The organism is Candidatus Amarolinea dominans (assembly GCF_016704685.1).
Taxonomy (GTDB): Bacteria; Chloroflexota; Anaerolineae; order SSC4; family Amarolineaceae; genus Amarolinea; species Amarolinea dominans.
In genome coordinates this window covers 41274-60354 of the sequence record NZ_JADIZS010000009.1, presented here as the reverse complement: position 1 = coordinate 60354, position 19081 = coordinate 41274, and the positions used below count along the sequence as shown (strand labels likewise).

Genomic DNA, 19081 nt, shown 5'->3' with positions numbered 1-19081 from the left:
AACATCAATCGGTAAATTGTCGGCGGCTGCATCGTTGAATGAAAAACCTTGAGGTACGTTGCTGAGGTCTAATACCACGATTGGCTTATAGGGTGCATCCTGCGACCAAGCGCACCGGCGTCAATAGGGGGCAGCGGAATTGCCGTCCGGTGCAGCACCCTTGTTAGGCGGCTTCTTCATGCCGCCGCATACACACTGCGCCCAGCACCATAGTAGGCGTCATACACGTGCTGGAAGACAGCCATCGTCTTTTGCGTGAACAGTTGCGGCGTGTAGACCCTTGGTAAGCCCTGGTCCAGTAGTTTTTCGATAGTCACCCGCACTTCGGCGCGGGCCTGCTGACGTTTGCGCCAATCGAGCACCAGTTTGCTCGCTTTGAGTGTGGATAACAGTTCTTTGGCCGTGGTTTTGACTTTCTCCCGGTCCGCGTGGCTGAGTTCAATCTGCGGCTTAGTCAAGAGGTCAAAGAGCGCTAACTCCTCTTCGTTCAACTGTTCGCCCACGCCCCGCAACTCTTCTTCATTCAGACTGCGGGCGAACGCCATCAGTTGCTGGAAGAACTCCTCGGCGTTGAGGCTGCCCGCGTTGTAGGCGTCAATCATGGCCTGGAATTGTTCCAGGTAATCCATGCGCGTGCGGTTGAGCCGCACCAGGGCCATGAGCTTCTGCGCCACCGTCCCCTTGAGTTGTTCGTTCATGGTGCGGTTATGGCCCGTCTTGAACTTCTCCGCCAGCTTCTTGAAGTCAATGGTGCTCAGGTCAATCCAATGCTCATCGCCAAAGGACGCGTTCGGCTCGCGGATGACGTAGCCCTCCGTAGCAATGGAGCGGTCGAGCAGTCCCTCCACCTGCTGCATGACCAGCGCGATGTCCGCCGGCGGTATCAGCGCGCGGATTTTGTCGGCGATGACCTTCATCGGCGTCACTTCGGTGGCAAACTCCCGCGCAGCCGGGTCGGGCAGCACGGCCTTATACAGCCGCTGCACGGTGTTGACCAGGTCGAGATAGCGGCGTTTGATCTCCTCGGAGCTCACCAGCGCTTCGACAGCATCATCGAGCATGCCGATGCGGGCAAATCCCTGGGCGGTTTGGATGGCCGTAAGGTTTACCCGTTGTTGTTGACACAAGCCGCGGGTTTCTGCCAACGCCTGCCGCAGCGCCGTCACCAGCGCGGCCTTGTCCTCCACCGGCTTATCGCCGCCGCCGCCCGCGCCATAGATGGCCAGCGCCCGCTCCAGATTGCGGAACACGCCGGCATAGTCCACGATCAGCCCGCTCACCTTGCCAGGATAAACCCGGTTGGCGCGGGCGATGGTCTGCATCAGCGTGTGGTTGCGCATCGGCTTGTCGAGGTACAGGGTCGAGCAGCTCGGCACATCGAAGCCGGTCATCCACATGGCGCAAACAAAGACCAGCCGGAAGGGGTGGTTCGGATCCTTGAACTTGATCTCCAGATCTTCCGTCACCATGCGCCTACGGTGCGGCCGGATGTCCAGCCCTTTTCGGCCATCTCGGCAATCTCGTTCTGTCCCTGGGACACCACCACCGCCATATCGGTCTCTTTCAACAACTGCAGCCTCCGCTCTAATGCTTGCCCATGCTGCCACTCCGGTGAATCTACCGGTTTGCCCTCAATGACATATCCCGGCAACTCACGCCACGCTTGCAGTTCCGCCTTTGCCGCCTTGAGTTTCTCGGCCCAGTGCTTTTTCACCTTGTTATACATACGGATGGCCGTGGCCTTGTCAATGCAGACCATCATCGCCTTGCCCTGGAAGCCCCGCCCGGTGAAATGGGCCACCAGGTCTTTCGCGATCGCTTCCAACCGCTCGTCGCGAGTGATCAGGTGATACTCGCGCGCAACTCCCGCTCCAGTTTCTTTTCTTGGGCCTCGTCCAGTTCCGCCGCCTCCAGCAGGCGCTCCATGTCCGCGTTGAGGTTGTCGTTGACCAGTTGCAGTTCGGGGATGCGGTTCTCGTAGTAGAGCGGCACCGTCGCGCCATCAGCCACCGACTGCTGAAGTCGTAGACGCTGATGTAATCGCCGAAGACCTGCCGGGTCTTCTCCTCACCCACGATCAGGGGCGTGCCGGTAAAGGCCAGAAACGCGGCATTGGGCAGGGCCGTGCGCATGTTCAGTGCCAGCGCGTCATACTGGCTGCGATGCGCCTCATCGGTGATGACGATGATGTCTCGCCGCTCGGACAGGACGGGGTGCGTCTCGCCTGGCTCCGTGCGGAACTTGTGGATCAGAGTGAAGACGTAGCGGTGATCCTCCGTGAGCAACTGCCGCAGGTGACGGCTGCTTTCCGCCTGCGCGCGGCCTTCGGTCACCACCCCGCCGGCGCGAAGTGCTTGTAAATCTGCCCGTCCAGCTCCTGCCGGTCGGTGACGACCACAAAGGTCCAGTTGCCCGGCAGCTTGCGCAGCACCTTCTGGGCGAAGAAAATCATCGCCACGCTTTTGCCGCTGCCCTGGGTGTGCCAGAAGACGCCCAGCTTGCCCTCACGCTGGCGGATGTCGGCCAGGGCGGTGAGGGCATTGTTGACGCCCAGGTATTGATGGTTCTTGGCCGTCAGCTTGATCAACCCGCCGGGGACTTCCTGGAAGATGGTGAAGTTCTCCACCAGGTCCAGCAACCGCGCCGGGTCGCAGACGCCGCGCAGCATGGTTTCCAGCGATACCCGGCCCGCCTCGTCCTCGCTGCCCACCTTCTTCCACTCGGCAAAGTGCTCCCAGCCCGCGCTCACACTCCCTACCCGGCTCTGGCTGCCGTTGGAAAGGATGAGCAGGGCGTTGGGCCAGAAGAGGTGAGGAATGGTGTCCTTGTAGTCGCGCAGGTTGCCGGTGTAGGCGGTTTCCAGGCGGCGGTGGACAGCCTTGAGTTCGATGAACAGCAGCGGCAGGCCGTTGACAAAGCCCACCAGGTCGGCGCGGCGGGTGTGCATCTCGCCGGTGACCCAGAATTGGGAGCAGAGCAGAAAATCGTTGTTGCCCGGATTCTCCCAATCAATGACCTGCACCACGGCCACAGTCTCACCGTCGCCGTCGGGATCGGGCACAGGCACACGCACGCCGTTCTTGAGCAGTTGGTAGACCTCTCGGTTGGCGGCCACCGACCCCATGCGCGAGCGGTCCCGTCTCAGTTCCTCTATGGCCTGGTGGATGGCCTCGATGGGTGCGTCCGGGTTCAGCCGCAGCAGAGCCAGGCGCAGACGGGTGGTGAGGATGACTTCGGCTTTGGTCTCCCGGCCCAACGTGCTGGCGCCATGATCGAATTCATGGTAGGCGTTGACCGTCTCCCAGCCCAGCTCACCCAGCAGGGCGATGGCGGGTTGCTCGACCAGTTCGTCTTCGCTGTAGCCGGAGAAGGTCATGCTTTTTCTCCCACGCTTGTCACGCGATGCTTCTCGAAACTGAACAGCCGATCGCTCCCGAACAACGCCGCGCGGACTTGCTGCGCTGTGATCTGATTGCCTTTCGGCAATGACGCAAGCGCATCGAACAGTGTCGTCCGAGAGAGGGGTAATTCAACCAGGTAAAAGGGAAATGTGCTGGGGCCACCCAGCACGCTCCACAAATGCGTAAGATCGTCTCGGATCGTCCGCAGGTCTGCCGTCCTCGGATCGGGTGAGGGCTTGAACAGCAGATAGGCCAACGCCGGCTTGCCCCCCGCCGCACAGGCGGAAGCGGCACGATGCACCATTTGGTAAACGGCATCGGTGAAATCTGCCCGGTGGAGCGGCTGCGAAGCATGGTGTTGGAGCAAGCCCAGCCAGCCAGCGAGCACGTCGCGACGATTGTCTGGGTTTGCTCCGGTTTCAAGCCACTTGCCGACCGTATCATAGCGCGGCTCGGTCCATTTGGCTTCGATGGCGAGCGAGGAGTCGCCTGAGATCACCATCAGATCGCTATGGGAGGCATTGCCTCTCCCCGTTGGAGGTTTCACCCGGTATTCGAGATGCAGGTTGCACTCTGCAGGCATGCCCAAGTCTTGTAGCAATGAGTTCACCATCGCCGGCTCATGCTTGAGCCACGCCAGCAAGGGGACGGTTGAGCGGGTTGGCGACGCAAACTCGTCGCGAGCATAATGCGACAGCGCATCGTCTACCGCGGCAACCACGGTTCTATCGTAAGAAAGGCTTTTGAGCATCTTCATGCTGTAGCCTCCTCGCCAACCGCGATGTCCAATTCCGACACATCCACCGCGCCGGAGATGAGCTTGGCAGCAGCAGGTCGCGGGTGCGGCGGAGGGTGGTATTTTGAAGGCGCAGAACTGCGGCTTGCCGCTCGAAGTCATCGGCAAATTGGCAGAACCATGTCAATATGTCCGTTGGTGGCGTCACCGTTTCGAGTGAGTAGGCTTGGTTGCGATTCAAGCCCGGCACGGCAGCGTCGTTGTTGAGGAAGTTCTTCGTCTGGAGATCGTAGAACAGAAAACGTAAGGCATTTTCGATGTGACGAAATAGGCCGTGTCGATAGGGTAGAAATCCTCGTCGGACCAGAAGATGCTTCCGACATTGCCCTTGCGCCCAACGACAATACCAGGGCCGTTGACGAGCGGTACGTCGTGATGGCCGACAACACCGCTTGAGCCATACACAGGCACATCGCCTCCACGTCGGTCTTCCTGCTTTAATGCTTTGCCGTAGTTTAATTCCAATACTTCGCCAAGCCTTTGCACCTCCCACCCTCCGGAATCGGGCCCGGGAGAATCGGTGAAGCGGGCGTGCCGGTGCCCGGGGAAGCGGAACTTGACGAACCACTCCCGGTAGAGATTCTGCGCCATCTCCTCCAGAATCTTGATCCGCCGCAGGTTGTTCTCGATCAGGTCGTCGTAGGCGGAGAGGATGCCGGCGATTTTGCGTCTATGTCTAGGAAAAGGAATTTCAAACTCGCGGATTGAATCTTGGAGTGAGGTTAGGAAAAGTTCCCCGCCAGCGTACTTGAGAAGAGCCTCCAATTTCCAGTCGAGGCAGTATTTGATGAATCGAGTATCAATCTTGGTTTCACCACGTATGGAGCAGACACCGCGACCAAGAGAATAGACGCGATCCGCCCAATTCATTCGACCCGTGGTTGACCCACGCACACAGAATATTAGATCGCCGGGTCTACACTCCCTCTTCGAATCTGTGGTAAACAGAGTGCAATTCGGATAGGTCAGGCCAAACTCCGTTGGACCATTAAGCAACGGCAAGCCCGTGCCATCTTGATTGTAGGTATCACCCTTCAGGTGATGTACCCATCGTTATTGCGGCAACCTGCGAGAGAGGTCTTTGCGGAATCTTCATTCCTCCACCAGCAACTTGCCACATTCTCGGCGATCCGCTCTTCCATCTGATTCTCCAGCCGTTTGCGAGCGAGGGCAATGGCCCGATGCAGTTTCTCTTCCAGCAGTTTTTTGGGCGGCAGGGCAGTGAGGTATTCGGCGACATGGATGCCAGAGCTACCCAGTTCCAGCAGTTCGATCTGCTCCTGTTGCTTGCCGGCGCAGAGGATCATGCCGATGGGTGAGTCTTCCCCTTCCTGCCGCTCGTGCTTGTCGAGCCAGCGCAGGTAGAGTTCCATCTGCCCCTTGAAGGCGGGCTTGAACTCCTCCATCTTCAGGTCGATCACCACCAGGCGGCGTAAGCGTCGATGGAAGAAGAGCAGGTCCATATAGAAATCGTCGCCATCCACGGTGATGCGCTTTTGGCGTTCGAGGAAGGCGAAGCCAACGCCCAGTTCCAGAATAAAGGCTTCCATCTCGCGCAGGATGGCCGCCTCCAGGTCTTTTTCGGCAAAAGTGTCCTTGAGGCCAAGAAAATCCAGTAGATAGGGGTCGCGAAACACTAGGTCGGGGGTGAGCCGATCGGTCTCTCGCAGCGCCGCCAGCTCCTGTTCGATGAGCATCTCCGGCTTGCGCGACAGCGCCGTGCGTTCGTAGAGCATGGAACCGATCTTCTTCTGGAGGGTGCGGGTGCTCCAGCGTTCAATCCGGCACATCTCGGCGTAGAAGTCGCGCTGAAGGGAATCCTGAAGGTAGATGATAGAGAGGAAATGGGTCCAACTCAATTGTCTCATCAGTGCTGAGACAATTCGTTCGTCGGGAAATGCCTCGGCAAACCGCAACATGTGGCGTAGGCTTTTTTCGGAGAATCCCCGCCCATACTCTGCCTCCAATTGTCTCGACAGTGTAGAGACAATCTGCTCGCCATATTCGGCCCGTGCGCCTTTGAGAATCTCCTCGTTGATGCGTTTGCCGATGCGCCAGTAAAGCATGGTCAGGGCAGTGCATTGACCGCAGTAGCGACACCTTGCCTGGTCTCCTCGATCATCTGCCGGAGATCTTCCAGAAGCAGAGGCGCTGCTACGGGCGGCACACGTTCCATTTTCACCAGGTCATGTTTTTTGCTCGCCATCACTTCCCCTCCAACAACCTCGCCATATTCTCCGCAATGCGCTCTTTCCGTTCCCAGCTTTTCTCCATACCCGCTTCACGCCATAACGATCAAACATTTCATCGCTGCTCGCCACTGGAGTCCCTTCCACCAGCGACTGGGCAATGATCAAACGGTCGAACGGGTCGCGGTGATGAAAGGGTAAATCCACAACCCGTGCGGTGTGTGACATAGAGATGGACAAGAGGGTAAAGTTGTTGGTCAGCAACTGATCATCCCAGAATGCTGAAAAAGGCGCCGGTAGCGCATACTTGCCCAGACTGATCTTGATGGCGATCTCCCAAAGACTTGCCGGGCTGACGAAAATCAACCCATCTGTGGCAACGATGCTCTCCGCGCCCTTCCGCTCAATCGGGGATCGTCCAGCACAAACCAGAGTAGCGCCTGCGTGTCTAGTAACAGATTCATGACATGTACTCCTTGAAATCATCCAAGTGTTCGTCGTCTTCGGACAACACCTTGAGGATTCCTTTCGCGCTTCCAGGGTACCGTCGTTTTTTGGGGGATTCCGCCTGTTCTGGTAGAAGAACCACCAGGCGGGCAAATTTCCCGTAGGCGTATTGGAACGCCTCCGGCAAATAGATGTGACCGTTCTTATCAATCCGTGTTTCAAATTCTATAGCTTGCATGGATTCCTTCCTTATTGTGTTTCCAATAACTTAACCACATTCTCCGCGATCCGCTCTTCCAACTCCCGAGCCTCAGCGTTGAGGACCTCCAGCTCCTCGTTTTGCTCCTCCAGCCGCTCCTTGAAGTCGAAGTCGTCTTCCGCGCGGGCGGCCACGCCCACATAGCGGCCGGGGTTGAGGCTCCAGCCCTGCGCTTCGATCTCGGCCAGCGTTGCCACCTTGCACAGGCCGGGCACATCGGCGTATTTGGGTTTCTTGCCGAAATGTTCGGCCAGCAGGCCGGCGCTGTCGTGCAGGTTCTCCGTCGCTTCGCCGCGGTAGAGGCGGGCGATGTTGGCCAGGAACTCGATCTGCGCCGGGGTCCAGTCGCGATGCGCGCGGTCAAGCTGGCGGTAGAGGTGGCGGGCATCCATGAAGAGCACCGTTTCGCTTCCCCTCACCCCCGGCCCCTCTCCTGCGGGGCGAGGGGGGAGATTGCGCTTGCCCCGGTCGAAGAACCAGAGCGTGCAGGGCAGGGTCACGGTGTAGAAGAAGTTGGCGCCGACCGCCACCATCACATCCACGGCGCGGGCTTCGATGATCTGCCGGCGGATCTCCAGTTCCGAGCCGCGGGCGTCAGAGGCGGAGTTGGCCATGACAAAGCCGGCGCGGCCGCTGTCATTCAGCGCGCTGTAGAAGAGCTGAATCCAGAGGTAGTTGGCGTTGTCGGTGCGTGGGGGGCCAAAGGGAAAGCGCGGGTCGTCCTTGAGCCGGTCCTTGTCCACGCGATCCACGTTGAAGGGCGGGTTGGCCATGACGAAGTCGAACTTACCGGTGGAGCGGTGCAGGTCTTCGTAGTAGGCATTGCCCTGGCGGATGTCGCCGGCCAGACCGTGGACGGCGAGGTTCATCTTGCCCAGGCGCACGGTTTCGGCCACCTTCTCCTGACCGTAAATGCTCAACTCGGCGCCGGGGTTCTTCTTGTGCTCCGCGACGAAGCGGGCACTCTGCACAAACATGCCGCCAGAACCGCAGGCCGGGTCGAAGATGCGGCCGTGGAACGGCTCGATGATGCCGACGATCAACTGAACGATGGCGGTGGGGGTGAAGAACTCGCCGCCCTTTTGGCCCTCGCTCATGGCGAAGTGGCCGAGGAAGTATTCGTAAATCCTGCCGAACGCGTCCCCCTCGATGTCCATGGGGACGGAGTTCATAGTCTTGAGCAGTTCTTTGAGCAGGGCATTCTCGAAGCGGTTGTAGGTCTTGGGCAGGACATCCTTGAGGTCGGGATTCTCGGCCTCGATGGCGCGCATGGCATCGTTGATGGCCGCGCCGATGTTGGCTCCTTCGGGCAGTTGAATCAGCGCCGAGAAGCGCGCTGTCTCGGGCAAGTAGAGCACGCCCCGCGCCTGATAGTCCACCGGGCCGATGATGCGCCGTCCGCTGCCGGCGCCGGCCAATTCCTTCGCCGCCGCCTGGAACTTGTGGTCGGCATAGCGCAGAAAGACCAGCCCCAACACTGGGACAGAATATTCCGAGGACTTGAGCTTGGAATTGGCGCGCAGTTCATCGGCTGCGTCCCACAAGCGGGCTTCGATGTGGTTTCCGCTATGGTTCATGGATCCTCCCTGGAGCGGTGTACTGGCCGTCTATTCCGCCCGCAAACGCGTGGCCCTCATGCCCCGCGAGTTGACATTGACAAAAAGATAAAGGAATAAGCCTCATCTCCACTATTCTACGCACTGTTCAACTCATCCATAACCTGATTATGCTGGACAATCGTCATTTTTCATAATCTTGATAGCTACCTGCTTAAGGTGGACGGGTTTGTCAAGACACGCAAATGGTAAAAAATACGACCAAGTGAAACCAATTCACTTGGTCGTATGATGACCCGCCAGGGACTCGAACCCTAAACCCAATGATTAAGAGTCATTTGCTCTGCCAATTGAGCTAGCGGGCCACAACGAGCCAGATTTTACCATACGGACAGAGCCTGTGCAAATTTTCCCCAGGATTACGACAACCGATCGGCCGCGATGCGCGTGCGCCCAGGCGGTGAAACAGGCGACTTTGTGGTACAATACCGGTCGAATTCAACGGCCTCCGCAGCAGGCCACGACGATCGAGTTGCACGCATGGAGGAACAACGTGAACATTGCGTCGCCACAGTTCAAGACCCTCTGGCTGGTCGATGGCCTTCTCGCGCGCCCCCGCCCCTCCGCGCCACCCGGCTCTTTGTCGAACTGGCGCCCGGCCCCCGCCGCGCCCCGACCACCCCTAAGGGGTTGGCTCTGTCCTGCGGTTACGCCACAAAGATGATGTGGATTACCACAGCCTGTGATCTTGATGACACCCAAACGACAGTTCAAAATTGGCCTGATCCTGCTGGCCTACGTCGCGTTCATCTCCCTCGGTCTGCCTGACGGGCTGCTGGGGGTGGCCTGGCCCTCGATGCGTGCGGACTTCGCGCTACCGCTGGACGCGCTGGGCATGCTGCTCGTGGCGTCCACCGCCGGCTATCTCACCTCGAGCTTCTTCAGCGGCCGCATCATGGCGCGGATGGGCGTCGGCGGGCTGCTGGCCGCAAGCTGTGCGGCGACGGGCGGCAGTCTGCTGGGCTACACCCTGGCGCCCTCGTGGTGGGCGATGATTCCACTCGGCGTGGGCGCGGGGCTGGGCGCGGGCGCGATTGATGCCGGCCTCAATACCTACATCGCCTCGCACCATGGCGAAAGCCTGATGCAGTGGCTCCATGCCAGTTTCGGCGTCGGCATCACGCTCGGCCCGATCATCATGACCACCGGCTTGAATCTGTTCGGCGCCTGGCGCGTGGGCTATGTCGTAGTCGGCGTGGCCCAACTGGCGCTGGCGGGCTGCTTTGCGGTCACGGCGTCGCTGTGGCGGCAGAACGGGACCGCCGGAGAGGCCGATGCCCCCATGCGCCTGACAGACTTCCAGACGCCTCTGCGCGAAACGCTGCGCCAGCGGGGCGCGTGGCTCAGTATCCTGATGTTTTTCATCTACACCGGCATCGAGGTCACCCTGGGGCTGTGGGCGTACACGCTGTTGACCGAGTCGCGCGGCATTGCGCCGGCGATCGCGGGCCTGTGGGCCGGCAGCTATTGGGGCACGTTCACCGTGGGTCGCGTCATGGCCGGGCTGTACGCGCCGCGGGTGGGCGCCAACAGGCTCGTCCAGATCAGTCTGTTGGGAGCGCTGGTCGGCGCGCTGCTCTTGTGGTGGAATCCCGCGCAGGCGGTGAGCCTGTTCGGCGTCGGGCTGGTCGGCTTTGCTGTGGCGCCCATCTTCCCCGCGCTGGTGTCCGGCACGAGCGGCCGCGTCAGCATGCGCCATGCGGCCAACACCATCGGCATGCAGATCAGCGCGGCCGGCCTGGGCGCCGCGCTGCTGCCCACGGTCGCGGGCAGCCTGGCGCGCTACACCTCGTTGGAGGCGATCCCCGTCTACCTGGCAACGCTGATTGTCACCCTCATCGTGCTGCACCACCAGTCAACGCGCTAGGCAATCGTCTTCTGCACTCGCTACGCCACTTGCACGGTCAAAAACTCCCACAAGGCCGCATTGAACGCGGCCGGCGCTTCCAGGCTGGCGAGATGCCCGGCGTCTTCCAGAACGACCAGGCGGGCGCCCGGCACGGTGCGCGCCATCGCTTCCGATTCTGCCGGCGGGATCAGCTTGTCATCCGCGCCGGTGATCACCAGCACCGGCAAGAAAAGCCCTTCCAACACGTCCTGACTGGCGCCGCGTGTGGCCATGCCAAGCTGCGCGTTGGCCAGCGCCTCGACCGGCGCGGCTGCCATCAGCCTGTGTACGTGAGCCACGAGCTGCGGCTGCTGCTGAAACGTGGCCGGCGCCAGGAGCTTGGGCAGCATGTCATCCGCCACGGCAAGCGCGCCCTGTTGCCTGGCGACAGCCGCGGCCGCCTGCCGATTGGCCTTGCCTGCCGGGCTGTCTGCGCCCGCCCGTGTGTTGACCAGGATCAGCCCGCGCAGCATCTCCGGGAACTGACGGGCAAAGGCCAGGGCCACATAGCCGCCCATGGAATGGCCGCCGATGACCGCGCTGCGGACACCCCGCTGTTGCAGCAGCGCATGCACGTCGGCCGCCAGCATCTCCATCGTGTACGGCCCTGCCGTCACTTCTGATTCGCCAAAACCCCGCAGATCCGGGGTGATGACCCGAAAGCGTGTCTTCGAAGCCTCCACCTGCGGCGCCCAAATCGCGCGCTGCAACGGATAGCCGTGAATCAACACCACCGCCAATCCCTGTCCCTCGTCACCAAACGCCATCTCGAATCCATTGATCGTAGCTCGCATGTTTGACCCCGCTTTCTCCCTTCTAGCTAAATCATCCATCGTGCGCTCAGCGCTTTACGCTCTGCACTTCTCTCTGTGCTCTGCACTTCTCTCTGCGCTCTGCTCTTACCTCTGCGCTCTCCACTTTGCACTTTGTACTTTGTGCTCTGCACTTCTCTCTGCGCTCTGCACTTCTCTCTGCGCTCTGCTCTTACCTCTGCGCTCTCCACTTTGCACTTTGTACTTTGTGCTCTGCACTTCTCTCTGCGCTCTGCTCTTACCTCTGCGCTCTCCACTTTGCACTTTGTACTTTGTGCTCTGCACTTCTCTCTGCGCTCTGCTCTTACCTCTGCGCTCTCCACTTTGCACTTTGCACTTTGTGCTCTGCACTTCTCTCTACCGTCTTGCCTTCCGCCCCGATTTGCGCTACACTCGCGCCCATGTCATTCAATCAACATTCACAAATCGTCTACTTGATTCGCCACGCGACCCCTGACTGGGCCGACCACACCATTCCGTATGACACGCCGCCTGGCCCGGCATTGACGGCGCAGGGACGGCAGGAGGCGCACCTGCTGGCCGCGCACATGGCCGGCGCCGGCATCGGCCGTCTTTTCTCATCTGAGATGGCCCGCGCCCAGCAAACGGCAGACATCCTGGGCCAGCGCTTGTCGCTGCCGGTTGAAATTGACCCAGGATTGATCGAGATTCCGCGCGGCGAAAGCCGTGAAGCCCTGGAACAGCGGATGCTGGCCCTTTGGCAGCGTCGCGTCCTGGATGCCATGCCTACGCAACCGCTGGCGCTGGTTTCCCATGGCGGCCCCATCGAGGTGCTGTTGCGCACCGTGGTGTACCCACCCCTCGACTTGCTGCCTTTCAAGCAGCGCTTCGATCGCCAAAACCCGCTCCCGCCGGCCGGCGCCTGGGAACTCACGCGGCAGGCGGATGATACCTGGCAGGCGACCCTCCTCTTTCATCCCCTGGCCGTTGAGCAGGTCAGGGTGTAGGCGGGTCGGCCGCGTCTACGCCTCCACGGGCACACTGACTGGCGCCTGGTGTGGGTCATGCACGGCCAGGGCCAGGACGGCTACGGCCAAAATGCCGCCCACGAGCGCCAGGATGAACATGGCCGGGTAGCCCGAAGCGTCAATGGCCCAGCCGCCCAGCAGCGGCGCCAGCACCCCGGAAGGTGCGGTCAAGGTGTTAGCCAGGCCCACGTAGGCCGGACGATCCTTCGCACTGCCGAATTGGAGCGTAAAGGTGATGCCGACGAGCCAGAAGCAGACACTGCTGATGCCGGTGAGCACAAAGATCACAAACAGCCAGCCCACCGTGGGGGCCTGCAAGGCGACTATCGGCACGATGACGGCCGCCACGGTGCCGGCGATCATGGCCTGACGGTGCCCCCAGCGATCTCCGAGCATGCCCATCAGCGGGTTGGCAACCATCTGCGTCACCATCAGGCTGCCGGTTAAAAGGCCCAAGAGCGCAGGGTCCGCGTTGAATCGCTTGACCGCGTAGACCGTGACGAAAGCACTGGGAATGACGACGATGCTTTGTAGCCACCGACCGATCAGGTACCAGCGGAAATTGCCATCCACGCGCAGGATGGTCCACAACTGGCGGCGGAAAGTGAGCGCACTCATGGCCGGCGGGGTGTCCGTGTCCGGCGGTTCGCGGGTAGCGGCCAGAAAGACCCAGGAGACGCTCATGGCCGCGGCGCACAAAAAGAAACAGACGGCAAAATTGATCGGGTAGGGCTGATCGTTGAGAATCCATCCGGCCGCGACCGCGCTGCCGGTGCCCAACAACGAGCCAAACGCGGCCTGCGTGCCGAAGAACAGGCCCCAGCGTGTGGGGGGCATGGTGCGGCTGATCATGGTCTGCCAGAAGTTAGCCGTCAGGCCGGCGCCCAAACCCTGAAGCGTCAAAAGGGCAAACGTGATGATCAGGGCCTGGGTGGAACTCAAGCGCGCCAGTTGCAGGGCCAGAACGCCGAAGAGGACATACGGAAAGCGCTCAACGATAGTCAGGGTCACAACCGCGGGCTTCAGCCGCGCACGTGAGGCCACGGCGCGCGCCGTGAACACCTGGGGTAACTGCCAAAACACGGTGTGGACCGCCGGAATGAGACCGATGAGCAGAGCCGAATCGGTCAAGTGACTGACGAAAAGGGGAAAAACGGTGACCCAGGAGGCAAAGCCGACACCGAACACAAAAAAGCCGCCATCCAGCACATTGACGGCGAAGTTATAGCGATAATGGCGTAGCACGTAGGCTGACATTCGTGACCATCCTCCCACACAAGAAAACGCCGCCAACTGGCGACGCTTTGCACTCGGCGCCCATTATAGCAGGCTTGCCCCTTCTTGGCAATCAGTCTATAATGGGCTTCCGAAAAAATCCCAATCCGGTGCAAGTCAACGGGGTGCCGTCAACCATGCTTACGATCAAGGCCTTGTGTCAGGGTGAATTTTCCACCTATTCGAACTCCGAACAGATCGGAGATCTCATTGCGCGCTCGGACGCGCTGGTTTGGATAGACATGGTCGCGCCGACGGCGGCGGATCGCCAGGTGCTGCACACGCATTTCAACTTTCACCCGCTGGCCCTGGAAGACATCGAGCATCGCCATCAACGCCCGAAGATCGAGGTTTACGGCCACCATTACTTTATCGTCGTCTACGGCGCGAACCTGAATGCGGATCTGGAGAGCATTGGGTTACGCGAGATCGCCATCTTCCTGGGCAAGAACTACGTCGTGACGGTCCATGCCGAGCCGGCGCCTGAGCTACAAGCCGCGCTGGAGCGCTGGGAACACAGCACCGAGTCTGTCGGTTCGGACCTGGGGGCGGTGTTGTACGCCATTATGGACGGGTTGGTGGATGAGTATTTCCCGCTGATTGACGCCGTGGCCGAACGTGTAGATGTGCTGGAGGAGAAGATCTTCGAGCGTTTCAACCGTGATGCACTCAACGACATTTTCACGCTGAAGAAGGACCTGCTGGCGCTGCGGCGAGTGGTGGGGCCTCAGCGCGATGTCTTCAACGTGTTGATGCGCCGCGACCCGCCCATCTTGCCAGCCGGTTCCGTTATCTATTTCCAGGATGTGTACGATCACACCGTCCGTGTCCTGGACAGCATTGACATCTATCGTGATCTGCTTTCAAGCGCGCTGGATGCCTATTTGTCGGTACAGAGCAACGCCTTGAATGAAGTCATGCGCCGTCTGACCGTGATTTCGACCATCTTCTTGCCGCTCACCTTCTTGAGCGGCTTCTTCGGCATGAACTTCGAAAGCCTGCCGTTTCATGAGCCGCTGGCGTTTTGGTTCAGTATCGGCATCATGGTGTTGACGCCGATCGCCATGGTCCTCTGGTTTCGTTCACAAGGACTCAGCGACTAACTCTTGCCAATTGACCCACCTCAGTTATCTTGACAGCCTGTGGTTGACCATGTAAACTACTTAACGGCGTCTACGTCTTGACCCTCGATCCACGCGTTCTACTCGACCCTCAAGTCGGCGGCGCGTGCACGATTGATTGAACTCAAACCAGTCTCAAGTTAAAGAAAGTTAAAGATAGGAAACGTAAGCGATCCCTCGTGAAGGAGTGTCCCGAACCATGCGTAAACTCAAGGTGGATCTGTCGGCGCTAGATTTTGCTATCGAAGATGTGTCGGGAGTAACCACCTATTATCTCGATACTGTCAATGGCGCAGTCATCCAGGTACGCACTGAAGACCGTCGTACATGGGCCAGGATATATGATGAGCTAAGTCGCCAGCCGAATGTCACCAGCGCAGATTTTGCCGCCACGTTCGCCCAGGTTGCACGGGGTGAGGTCACGTCCGTCTCTCTCCAGGCCGTGCATGAACTGGAAATGAACCTGGGCCAGCGCACTTTGCGCGTGCCGCGTGCCGATTCGCGCAAGAGTTATGAAGATATCGAAGAATTTATCGCCACCGTTGCCGACGAGCCGTTTCGCGACACCTTGACTCATGCCCTCGGTGGACAAGGCGCATTTCGCCGTTTCAAGGAGACCCTGGCCGGCGACCGCCATGAACGCGAACGCTGGTTCCGCTTCAGGAACGCCCACATGCGCGAGCGCATCATCGAATGGCTTTCGGCTTATGACATCGAGCCACTGCTCGGATCCGCACACGAGCCGGAAACTGGCATACCGTCTGTACGAATACGCCTCCTACGCGAGATGTCCGAGTTGGTCCGTTTACTCATGAAGGCGCCGGGCGTCACCCGCATTGCCATGATCGGCTCCCTGGCTACCGAGATCGAAACCCCGCGCGATGCTGATCTCCTGGTATCGGTGGAAGACGAGTCCAACCTGGCAACCCTGGCCAGGCTCGGACGGCGTTGGCGTGCCTTCGTACAGAGCTTGCATTGCAGTGGTGATATCTTTCTGGCCGATAATCAAGGAAATTACCTGGGCCGCACCTGCCCCTGGAAGGACTGTGGTGCGAATTTCAACCCTCGATGCGATGCTCGGCATTGTGGGCGTCGCCGCTACCTGCATGATGATCTGAACACGATCCGCCTGTCGCGTCAGGTGACTTTGAATCCCCCGGTTGAACTATGGCCTGAAATCGTGCTGCGCGGCCCGGCGCCTCAAGATGTGACTGACGTCTTGCTCAAGCCACTGCAACAGTAACGACCCCGCTTGCTGGCACGGAACGGGGTGATGCCTTACGGCGCGGTACATTCTTGACCGCTGCCAGACCAGACGATGAGGTGTATATGTCGCTAATCGAGGGAGATACGATCGCCATTCGCAACAGCCGCAAGGTTGCCGCGTGGGGCGTTCATCTGTTCACTGCCAGTGGCGTCGCCTGGGGCTTCCTGGCCCTGCTGGCCATTCAGAATCATGATTGGCTCTTGACGTTTCTGTGGATGGCCATTGCCGTCGCGGTTGACAGCCTGGATGGCACCCTGGCGCGGCGACTGCAAGTCAAGGGCGCGCTGCCGGGCTTCGACGGTGCGCTGTTGGACAACGTGGTTGACTATCTGACGTACGTGGTGGTGCCGGCCTTCTTTTTGGTTGAAGCGGATCTATTCCCACCCCAGCTGGCCACGACGGGCGCGGTGCTGATCTTGCTGGCCTCCGCTTATCAGTTCTGCCAGGCCGACGCAAAGACCGAAGATCATTTCTTCACCGGATTTCCCTCCTACTGGAACGTCGTCGTGCTCTATCTGTTTCTGTGGGGTCTCAGCCCGCAGGTCAACCTGGCGATCGTGATCGTTTTGGTCATCCTGGTCTTTGTGCCGGTGCGCTATATTTATCCGTCACGCACGCAGGCCTATCGGCACGTGACGTTGGCAGTGCTTTCCGTGTGGGGTGTTTTGACCGTTGCCGCCCTGGCGCAGCATCCGCGTGTGGCCCCCTGGGTCATGCTCGGCTCGATGCTGTGCATCAGCTATTACGTGGCCCTCAGCCTCTACCTGTCCGTTGGGGCCGGCCGGCGGCGCCAGCTTCAGTCGAAGTAGGACCCCAGCGCATCAACCAGCCGCGAGGTGGCGTGGTTGTTGTTCAAGGTGAACACATGCAGGCCAGGCACGCCATGATCCAGGAGTTCGCGACACTGCTCGATGGTATACTCGATGCCGGCTGCTTGCTGCGCGGGGCTGCCGTCCTCATGGCGCAGCAACGCCGCACTCAACGCATCGGGGATGTGCGCCCCGCACAGAGAGGTGATGCGTTGAATCTGCGAAAACCTGGTAATGGGCATGATCCCCGGAACGATAGGCGCCTTGATCCCCGCGCGCGTGGCCTCGTCGCGAAAGCGCAAGAAGTCGGCATTGCCATAGAAGAGCTGCGTCAACACCACTGACGCGCCGGCATCAACCTTGCGCTTCAAGTTTTCCACATCCTGCACTAAATGGCGGCACTCGACATGCCCCTCCGGGTAGCCGGCCACCGCAATGTCCAGTTCAGCGGTATAGCCCTTGATAAACGCCACCAGTTCGTTGGCATAGCGAAAACCGTCGGGCACAGGCGCAAACTGCGCGTCCCCCTGCGGCGGATCACCGCGCAGCGCCACCAGGTTACGCACGCCCTGCGCCAGTACGCGATCCACATAGTCGCGCACATCGTCACGCGAGGAGCCAACGCAGGTGAAGTGGGGCACGCTCATCACCTGGAAACGCGTATGGATCATCTCCACCAGTTCCAGCGTTTTCGCGCGGGTCGAACCGCCCGCGCCGTAAGTCACCGAAACGAACGCCGGGCGGTGCGCCACCAGGTGCGTCAGCTCGGTCTGCAGGTTGGCCCAACTCTGCTCTGTCTTGGGCGGAAAAATCTCAACCGAGAGGGCCGGTTTGCGACCCGCGTAGATGTCCTTGAACTGCGTCATAGTTGTCCTTGTCACCTCACTCCCTGTACGAATCAGCCGCTATCATACACCACACACAAGCATTCTTCCAAAACTGACTTGACTTTGACGGGTTCTGGCGCCTGTGGTATGATTGCGCCTACCTCAAAGACTCCCAATCATGATAGAACACAACAATCTGTTTGCTTTTTGCTCCATGGAGGGAAGACTATGCGGAACATTCGTCTTGTTTCTCTATTGTTAGTGGCGGCGCTGCTCCTCGCGGGCTGCGCACAGGTGGCAACTCAGCCTGCGCCGGCGCCCGACGGCCTGAGCGGAGAGATCGCCATTGGCGCCGTCTGGTCACTGACCGGCGCGGCCGCCATCTATGGCCCGTCACAAAAACAGGCGGCCGAGATGGCGGTAGAGGAAATCAACAAGGCTGGCTTGCTAGGCAAAGCCACGATCAAGTTGATAACTGAGGATGATCGCTCAACGAAAGAAGGCGCCATCGCCGCGTTCGAGAAGCTGATCAACCAGGATAAAGTCATCGCCATTTTTGGGCCGACCCTGTCCAACTCGGCCAAGGCCGCCGACCCCATCGCCCAGGAGAAGAAGGTAGTGGTGCTGGCCACCTCCAACACGGCCGCCGGCATCGTCGAAATTGGCGATTTCATCTTCCGCAACAGCTTGCCTGAGGCGTCCGTGATTCCCAACACGATCAAGATGACCAAAGCCAAGCTGGGCTACAAGCGGGTGGCCGTTCTCTACGGTGACGACGACGCCTTTACCAAGAGCGGCTATGATGCCTTCAAGGCTGCCCTGGACGCCGAAGGCATCGAGATCTTGACCACCGAGACGTTCAAAAAAGGTGACACCGACTTCTCGGCGCAGTTGACCAAGATCAAGGGGTTGAATCCAGAGGCCATCGTGGTCTCCGCGCTGGCAGAAGAAGCGGCGGGCATCATGTCCCAGGGCCGACAGCTCGGCATTCCCGATAGCGTTCGTTTCATTGGCGGCAACGGCTTCAACTCGCCCAAACTGGCGCAGTTGGCCGGCGCGGCCGCTGAGGGCGCCATCTCCGGCGCGGCCTGGTTCGTCAACTCCGACGCGCCTGGCAACCAGGATTTCGTCAAGGCCTACAACGCCAAGTACGGCGCCAATCCCGACCAGTTCGCCGCGCAGGCCTATGCCGCGGTCTACATCATGGCCTCGGCCATCAAGAACGCAGGCAAGGCGGAGGGGCAGGCAATTCGCGATACCCTGGCGCAGGTCAAGGACGCGGACACCGTGCTCGGTAAGTTCTCCTTCGCCGCCAGCCGCGACCCTGTGCATGCCCCGATCGTGCAGGTGGTCAAGGACGGCAAGTTCGATCTGTTCAAGTAGGG

General features: G+C 60.0%; 15 protein-coding genes, 1 tRNA gene and 2 pseudogenes. 6 read left to right on the top strand and 12 right to left on the bottom strand.

Features of this window, described 5'->3' with window-relative positions:
- Positions 1-176 precede the first annotated feature (176 nt).
- From IPF85_RS06880 to IPF85_RS06840, 9 genes and pseudogenes are all read right to left on the bottom strand, one after another.
- Positions 177-3376: pseudogene (locus IPF85_RS06880) on the bottom strand (type I restriction endonuclease subunit R).
- Complete coding sequence (locus tag IPF85_RS06875) at positions 3373-4158, bottom strand: hypothetical protein (RefSeq protein ID WP_343407334.1); 786 nt, start codon at positions 4156-4158, stop codon at positions 3373-3375. The pseudogene IPF85_RS06880 and the gene IPF85_RS06875 overlap by 4 nt, the downstream one beginning before the upstream one ends.
- 216 nt (positions 4159-4374) lie before the next feature.
- Positions 4375-5067 carry a restriction endonuclease subunit S gene (locus IPF85_RS06870; RefSeq protein WP_343407333.1) on the bottom strand — a complete coding sequence of 231 codons (693 nt, stop codon included), beginning with the start codon at positions 5065-5067 and terminating at the stop codon, positions 4375-4377.
- Between the two features lie 164 nt (positions 5068-5231).
- Positions 5232-6373 (bottom strand): annotated as a pseudogene (locus tag IPF85_RS06865) (PDDEXK nuclease domain-containing protein).
- A gap of 10 nt (positions 6374-6383) precedes the next feature.
- The gene (locus tag IPF85_RS06860) at positions 6384-6752 is read right to left on the bottom strand and encodes a type II toxin-antitoxin system VapC family toxin (RefSeq protein WP_343407332.1); all 369 of its coding nucleotides are present in this window, start codon (positions 6750-6752) and stop codon (positions 6384-6386) included.
- Positions 6749-6850: a twitching motility protein PilT gene (locus IPF85_RS06855; RefSeq protein ID WP_343407331.1), complete on the bottom strand. Its 102-nt coding sequence runs from the start codon at positions 6848-6850 to the stop codon at positions 6749-6751. Before IPF85_RS06855 ends, IPF85_RS06860 begins: the two co-directional genes overlap by 4 nt.
- A complete protein-coding gene (locus IPF85_RS06850) occupies positions 6847-7071 on the bottom strand; it encodes a hypothetical protein (RefSeq protein ID WP_343407330.1) in 225 nt (74 codons plus the stop codon). Before IPF85_RS06850 ends, IPF85_RS06855 begins: the two co-directional genes overlap by 4 nt.
- 11 nt (positions 7072-7082) lie before the next feature.
- A complete protein-coding gene (locus tag IPF85_RS06845) occupies positions 7083-8669 on the bottom strand; it encodes a class I SAM-dependent DNA methyltransferase (RefSeq protein WP_343407329.1) in 1587 nt (528 codons plus the stop codon).
- 271 nt (positions 8670-8940) lie between these two features.
- Positions 8941-9013 (bottom strand) — tRNA-Lys (locus IPF85_RS06840).
- Between the two features lie 386 nt (positions 9014-9399).
- Here IPF85_RS06840 and IPF85_RS06835 point away from each other — a divergent pair.
- Positions 9400-10575 carry an MFS transporter gene (locus IPF85_RS06835; RefSeq protein ID WP_343407328.1) on the top strand — a complete coding sequence of 392 codons (1176 nt, stop codon included), beginning with the start codon at positions 9400-9402 and terminating at the stop codon, positions 10573-10575.
- Between the two features lie 20 nt (positions 10576-10595).
- Here IPF85_RS06835 and IPF85_RS06830 read toward each other — a convergent pair whose 3' ends face one another.
- On the bottom strand, positions 10596-11390 hold the full coding sequence (locus IPF85_RS06830) for an alpha/beta fold hydrolase (RefSeq protein WP_343407327.1): 795 nt from the start codon (positions 11388-11390) through the stop codon (positions 10596-10598).
- 419 nt (positions 11391-11809) lie between these two features.
- On the opposite strand from IPF85_RS06830, the gene IPF85_RS06825 reads away from it, so the two are divergent.
- The gene (locus tag IPF85_RS06825; protein ID WP_343407326.1) at positions 11810-12376 is read left to right on the top strand and encodes a histidine phosphatase family protein; all 567 of its coding nucleotides are present in this window, start codon (positions 11810-11812) and stop codon (positions 12374-12376) included.
- 15 nt (positions 12377-12391) lie between these two features.
- On the opposite strand, the gene IPF85_RS06820 is transcribed toward IPF85_RS06825, so the two are convergent.
- Complete coding sequence (locus tag IPF85_RS06820; protein WP_343407325.1) at positions 12392-13654, bottom strand: MFS transporter; 1263 nt, start codon at positions 13652-13654, stop codon at positions 12392-12394.
- 155 nt (positions 13655-13809) lie between these two features.
- Here IPF85_RS06820 and corA point away from each other — a divergent pair, with 155 nt between their 5' ends.
- The 3 genes from corA to IPF85_RS06805 all read left to right on the top strand — a co-directional run bounded on the left by corA (position 13810) and on the right by IPF85_RS06805 (position 16869).
- Positions 13810-14775 (top strand): magnesium/cobalt transporter CorA, encoded by a 966-nt coding sequence (gene corA / locus IPF85_RS06815; RefSeq protein WP_343407324.1) that lies wholly within the window; start codon positions 13810-13812, stop codon positions 14773-14775.
- 217 nt (positions 14776-14992) lie between these two features.
- The gene (locus IPF85_RS06810; RefSeq protein ID WP_343407323.1) at positions 14993-16036 is read left to right on the top strand and encodes a UPF0158 family protein; all 1044 of its coding nucleotides are present in this window, start codon (positions 14993-14995) and stop codon (positions 16034-16036) included.
- Between the two features lie 86 nt (positions 16037-16122).
- Positions 16123-16869: a CDP-alcohol phosphatidyltransferase family protein gene (locus tag IPF85_RS06805; protein WP_343407322.1), complete on the top strand. Its 747-nt coding sequence runs from the start codon at positions 16123-16125 to the stop codon at positions 16867-16869.
- On the opposite strand, the gene metF is transcribed toward IPF85_RS06805, so the two are convergent.
- Positions 16857-17735 (bottom strand): methylenetetrahydrofolate reductase [NAD(P)H], encoded by an 879-nt coding sequence (metF, locus tag IPF85_RS06800; RefSeq protein WP_343407321.1) that lies wholly within the window; start codon positions 17733-17735, stop codon positions 16857-16859. The two genes, IPF85_RS06805 and metF, sit on opposite strands and share 13 nt — an antisense overlap.
- Before the next feature lie 189 nt (positions 17736-17924).
- Between metF and IPF85_RS06795 the strand changes: the two genes are divergently transcribed.
- A complete protein-coding gene (locus IPF85_RS06795) occupies positions 17925-19079 on the top strand; it encodes an ABC transporter substrate-binding protein (RefSeq protein WP_343407320.1) in 1155 nt (384 codons plus the stop codon).
- The last annotated feature ends 2 nt before the right edge of the window (positions 19080-19081 follow it).

Bases quoted from the DNA above. Each gene is read 5' to 3' on its own strand.
- IPF85_RS06835 (WP_343407328.1), top strand. From the start codon at position 9,400: ATGACACCCAAACGACAGTTCAAAATTGGCCTGATCCTGCTGGCCTAC.
- IPF85_RS06820 (WP_343407325.1), bottom strand. From the start codon at position 13,654: ATGTCAGCCTACGTGCTACGCCATTATCGCTATAACTTCGCCGTCAAT.
- IPF85_RS06850 (WP_343407330.1), bottom strand. From the start codon at position 7,071: ATGCAAGCTATAGAATTTGAAACACGGATTGATAAGAACGGTCACATC.
- IPF85_RS06870 (WP_343407333.1), bottom strand. From the start codon at position 5,067: ATGAATTGGGCGGATCGCGTCTATTCTCTTGGTCGCGGTGTCTGCTCC.
- IPF85_RS06825 (WP_343407326.1), top strand. From the start codon at position 11,810: ATGTCATTCAATCAACATTCACAAATCGTCTACTTGATTCGCCACGCG.
- metF (WP_343407321.1), bottom strand. From the start codon at position 17,735: ATGACGCAGTTCAAGGACATCTACGCGGGTCGCAAACCGGCCCTCTCG.
- IPF85_RS06805 (WP_343407322.1), top strand. From the start codon at position 16,123: ATGTCGCTAATCGAGGGAGATACGATCGCCATTCGCAACAGCCGCAAG.
- IPF85_RS06855 (WP_343407331.1), bottom strand. From the start codon at position 6,850: ATGAATCTGTTACTAGACACGCAGGCGCTACTCTGGTTTGTGCTGGAC.
- IPF85_RS06875 (WP_343407334.1), bottom strand. From the start codon at position 4,158: ATGAAGATGCTCAAAAGCCTTTCTTACGATAGAACCGTGGTTGCCGCG.
- IPF85_RS06845 (WP_343407329.1), bottom strand. From the start codon at position 8,669: ATGAACCATAGCGGAAACCACATCGAAGCCCGCTTGTGGGACGCAGCC.
- IPF85_RS06810 (WP_343407323.1), top strand. From the start codon at position 14,993: ATGCGTAAACTCAAGGTGGATCTGTCGGCGCTAGATTTTGCTATCGAA.
- corA (WP_343407324.1), top strand. From the start codon at position 13,810: ATGCTTACGATCAAGGCCTTGTGTCAGGGTGAATTTTCCACCTATTCG.
- IPF85_RS06830 (WP_343407327.1), bottom strand. From the start codon at position 11,390: ATGCGAGCTACGATCAATGGATTCGAGATGGCGTTTGGTGACGAGGGA.
- IPF85_RS06795 (WP_343407320.1), top strand. From the start codon at position 17,925: ATGCGGAACATTCGTCTTGTTTCTCTATTGTTAGTGGCGGCGCTGCTC.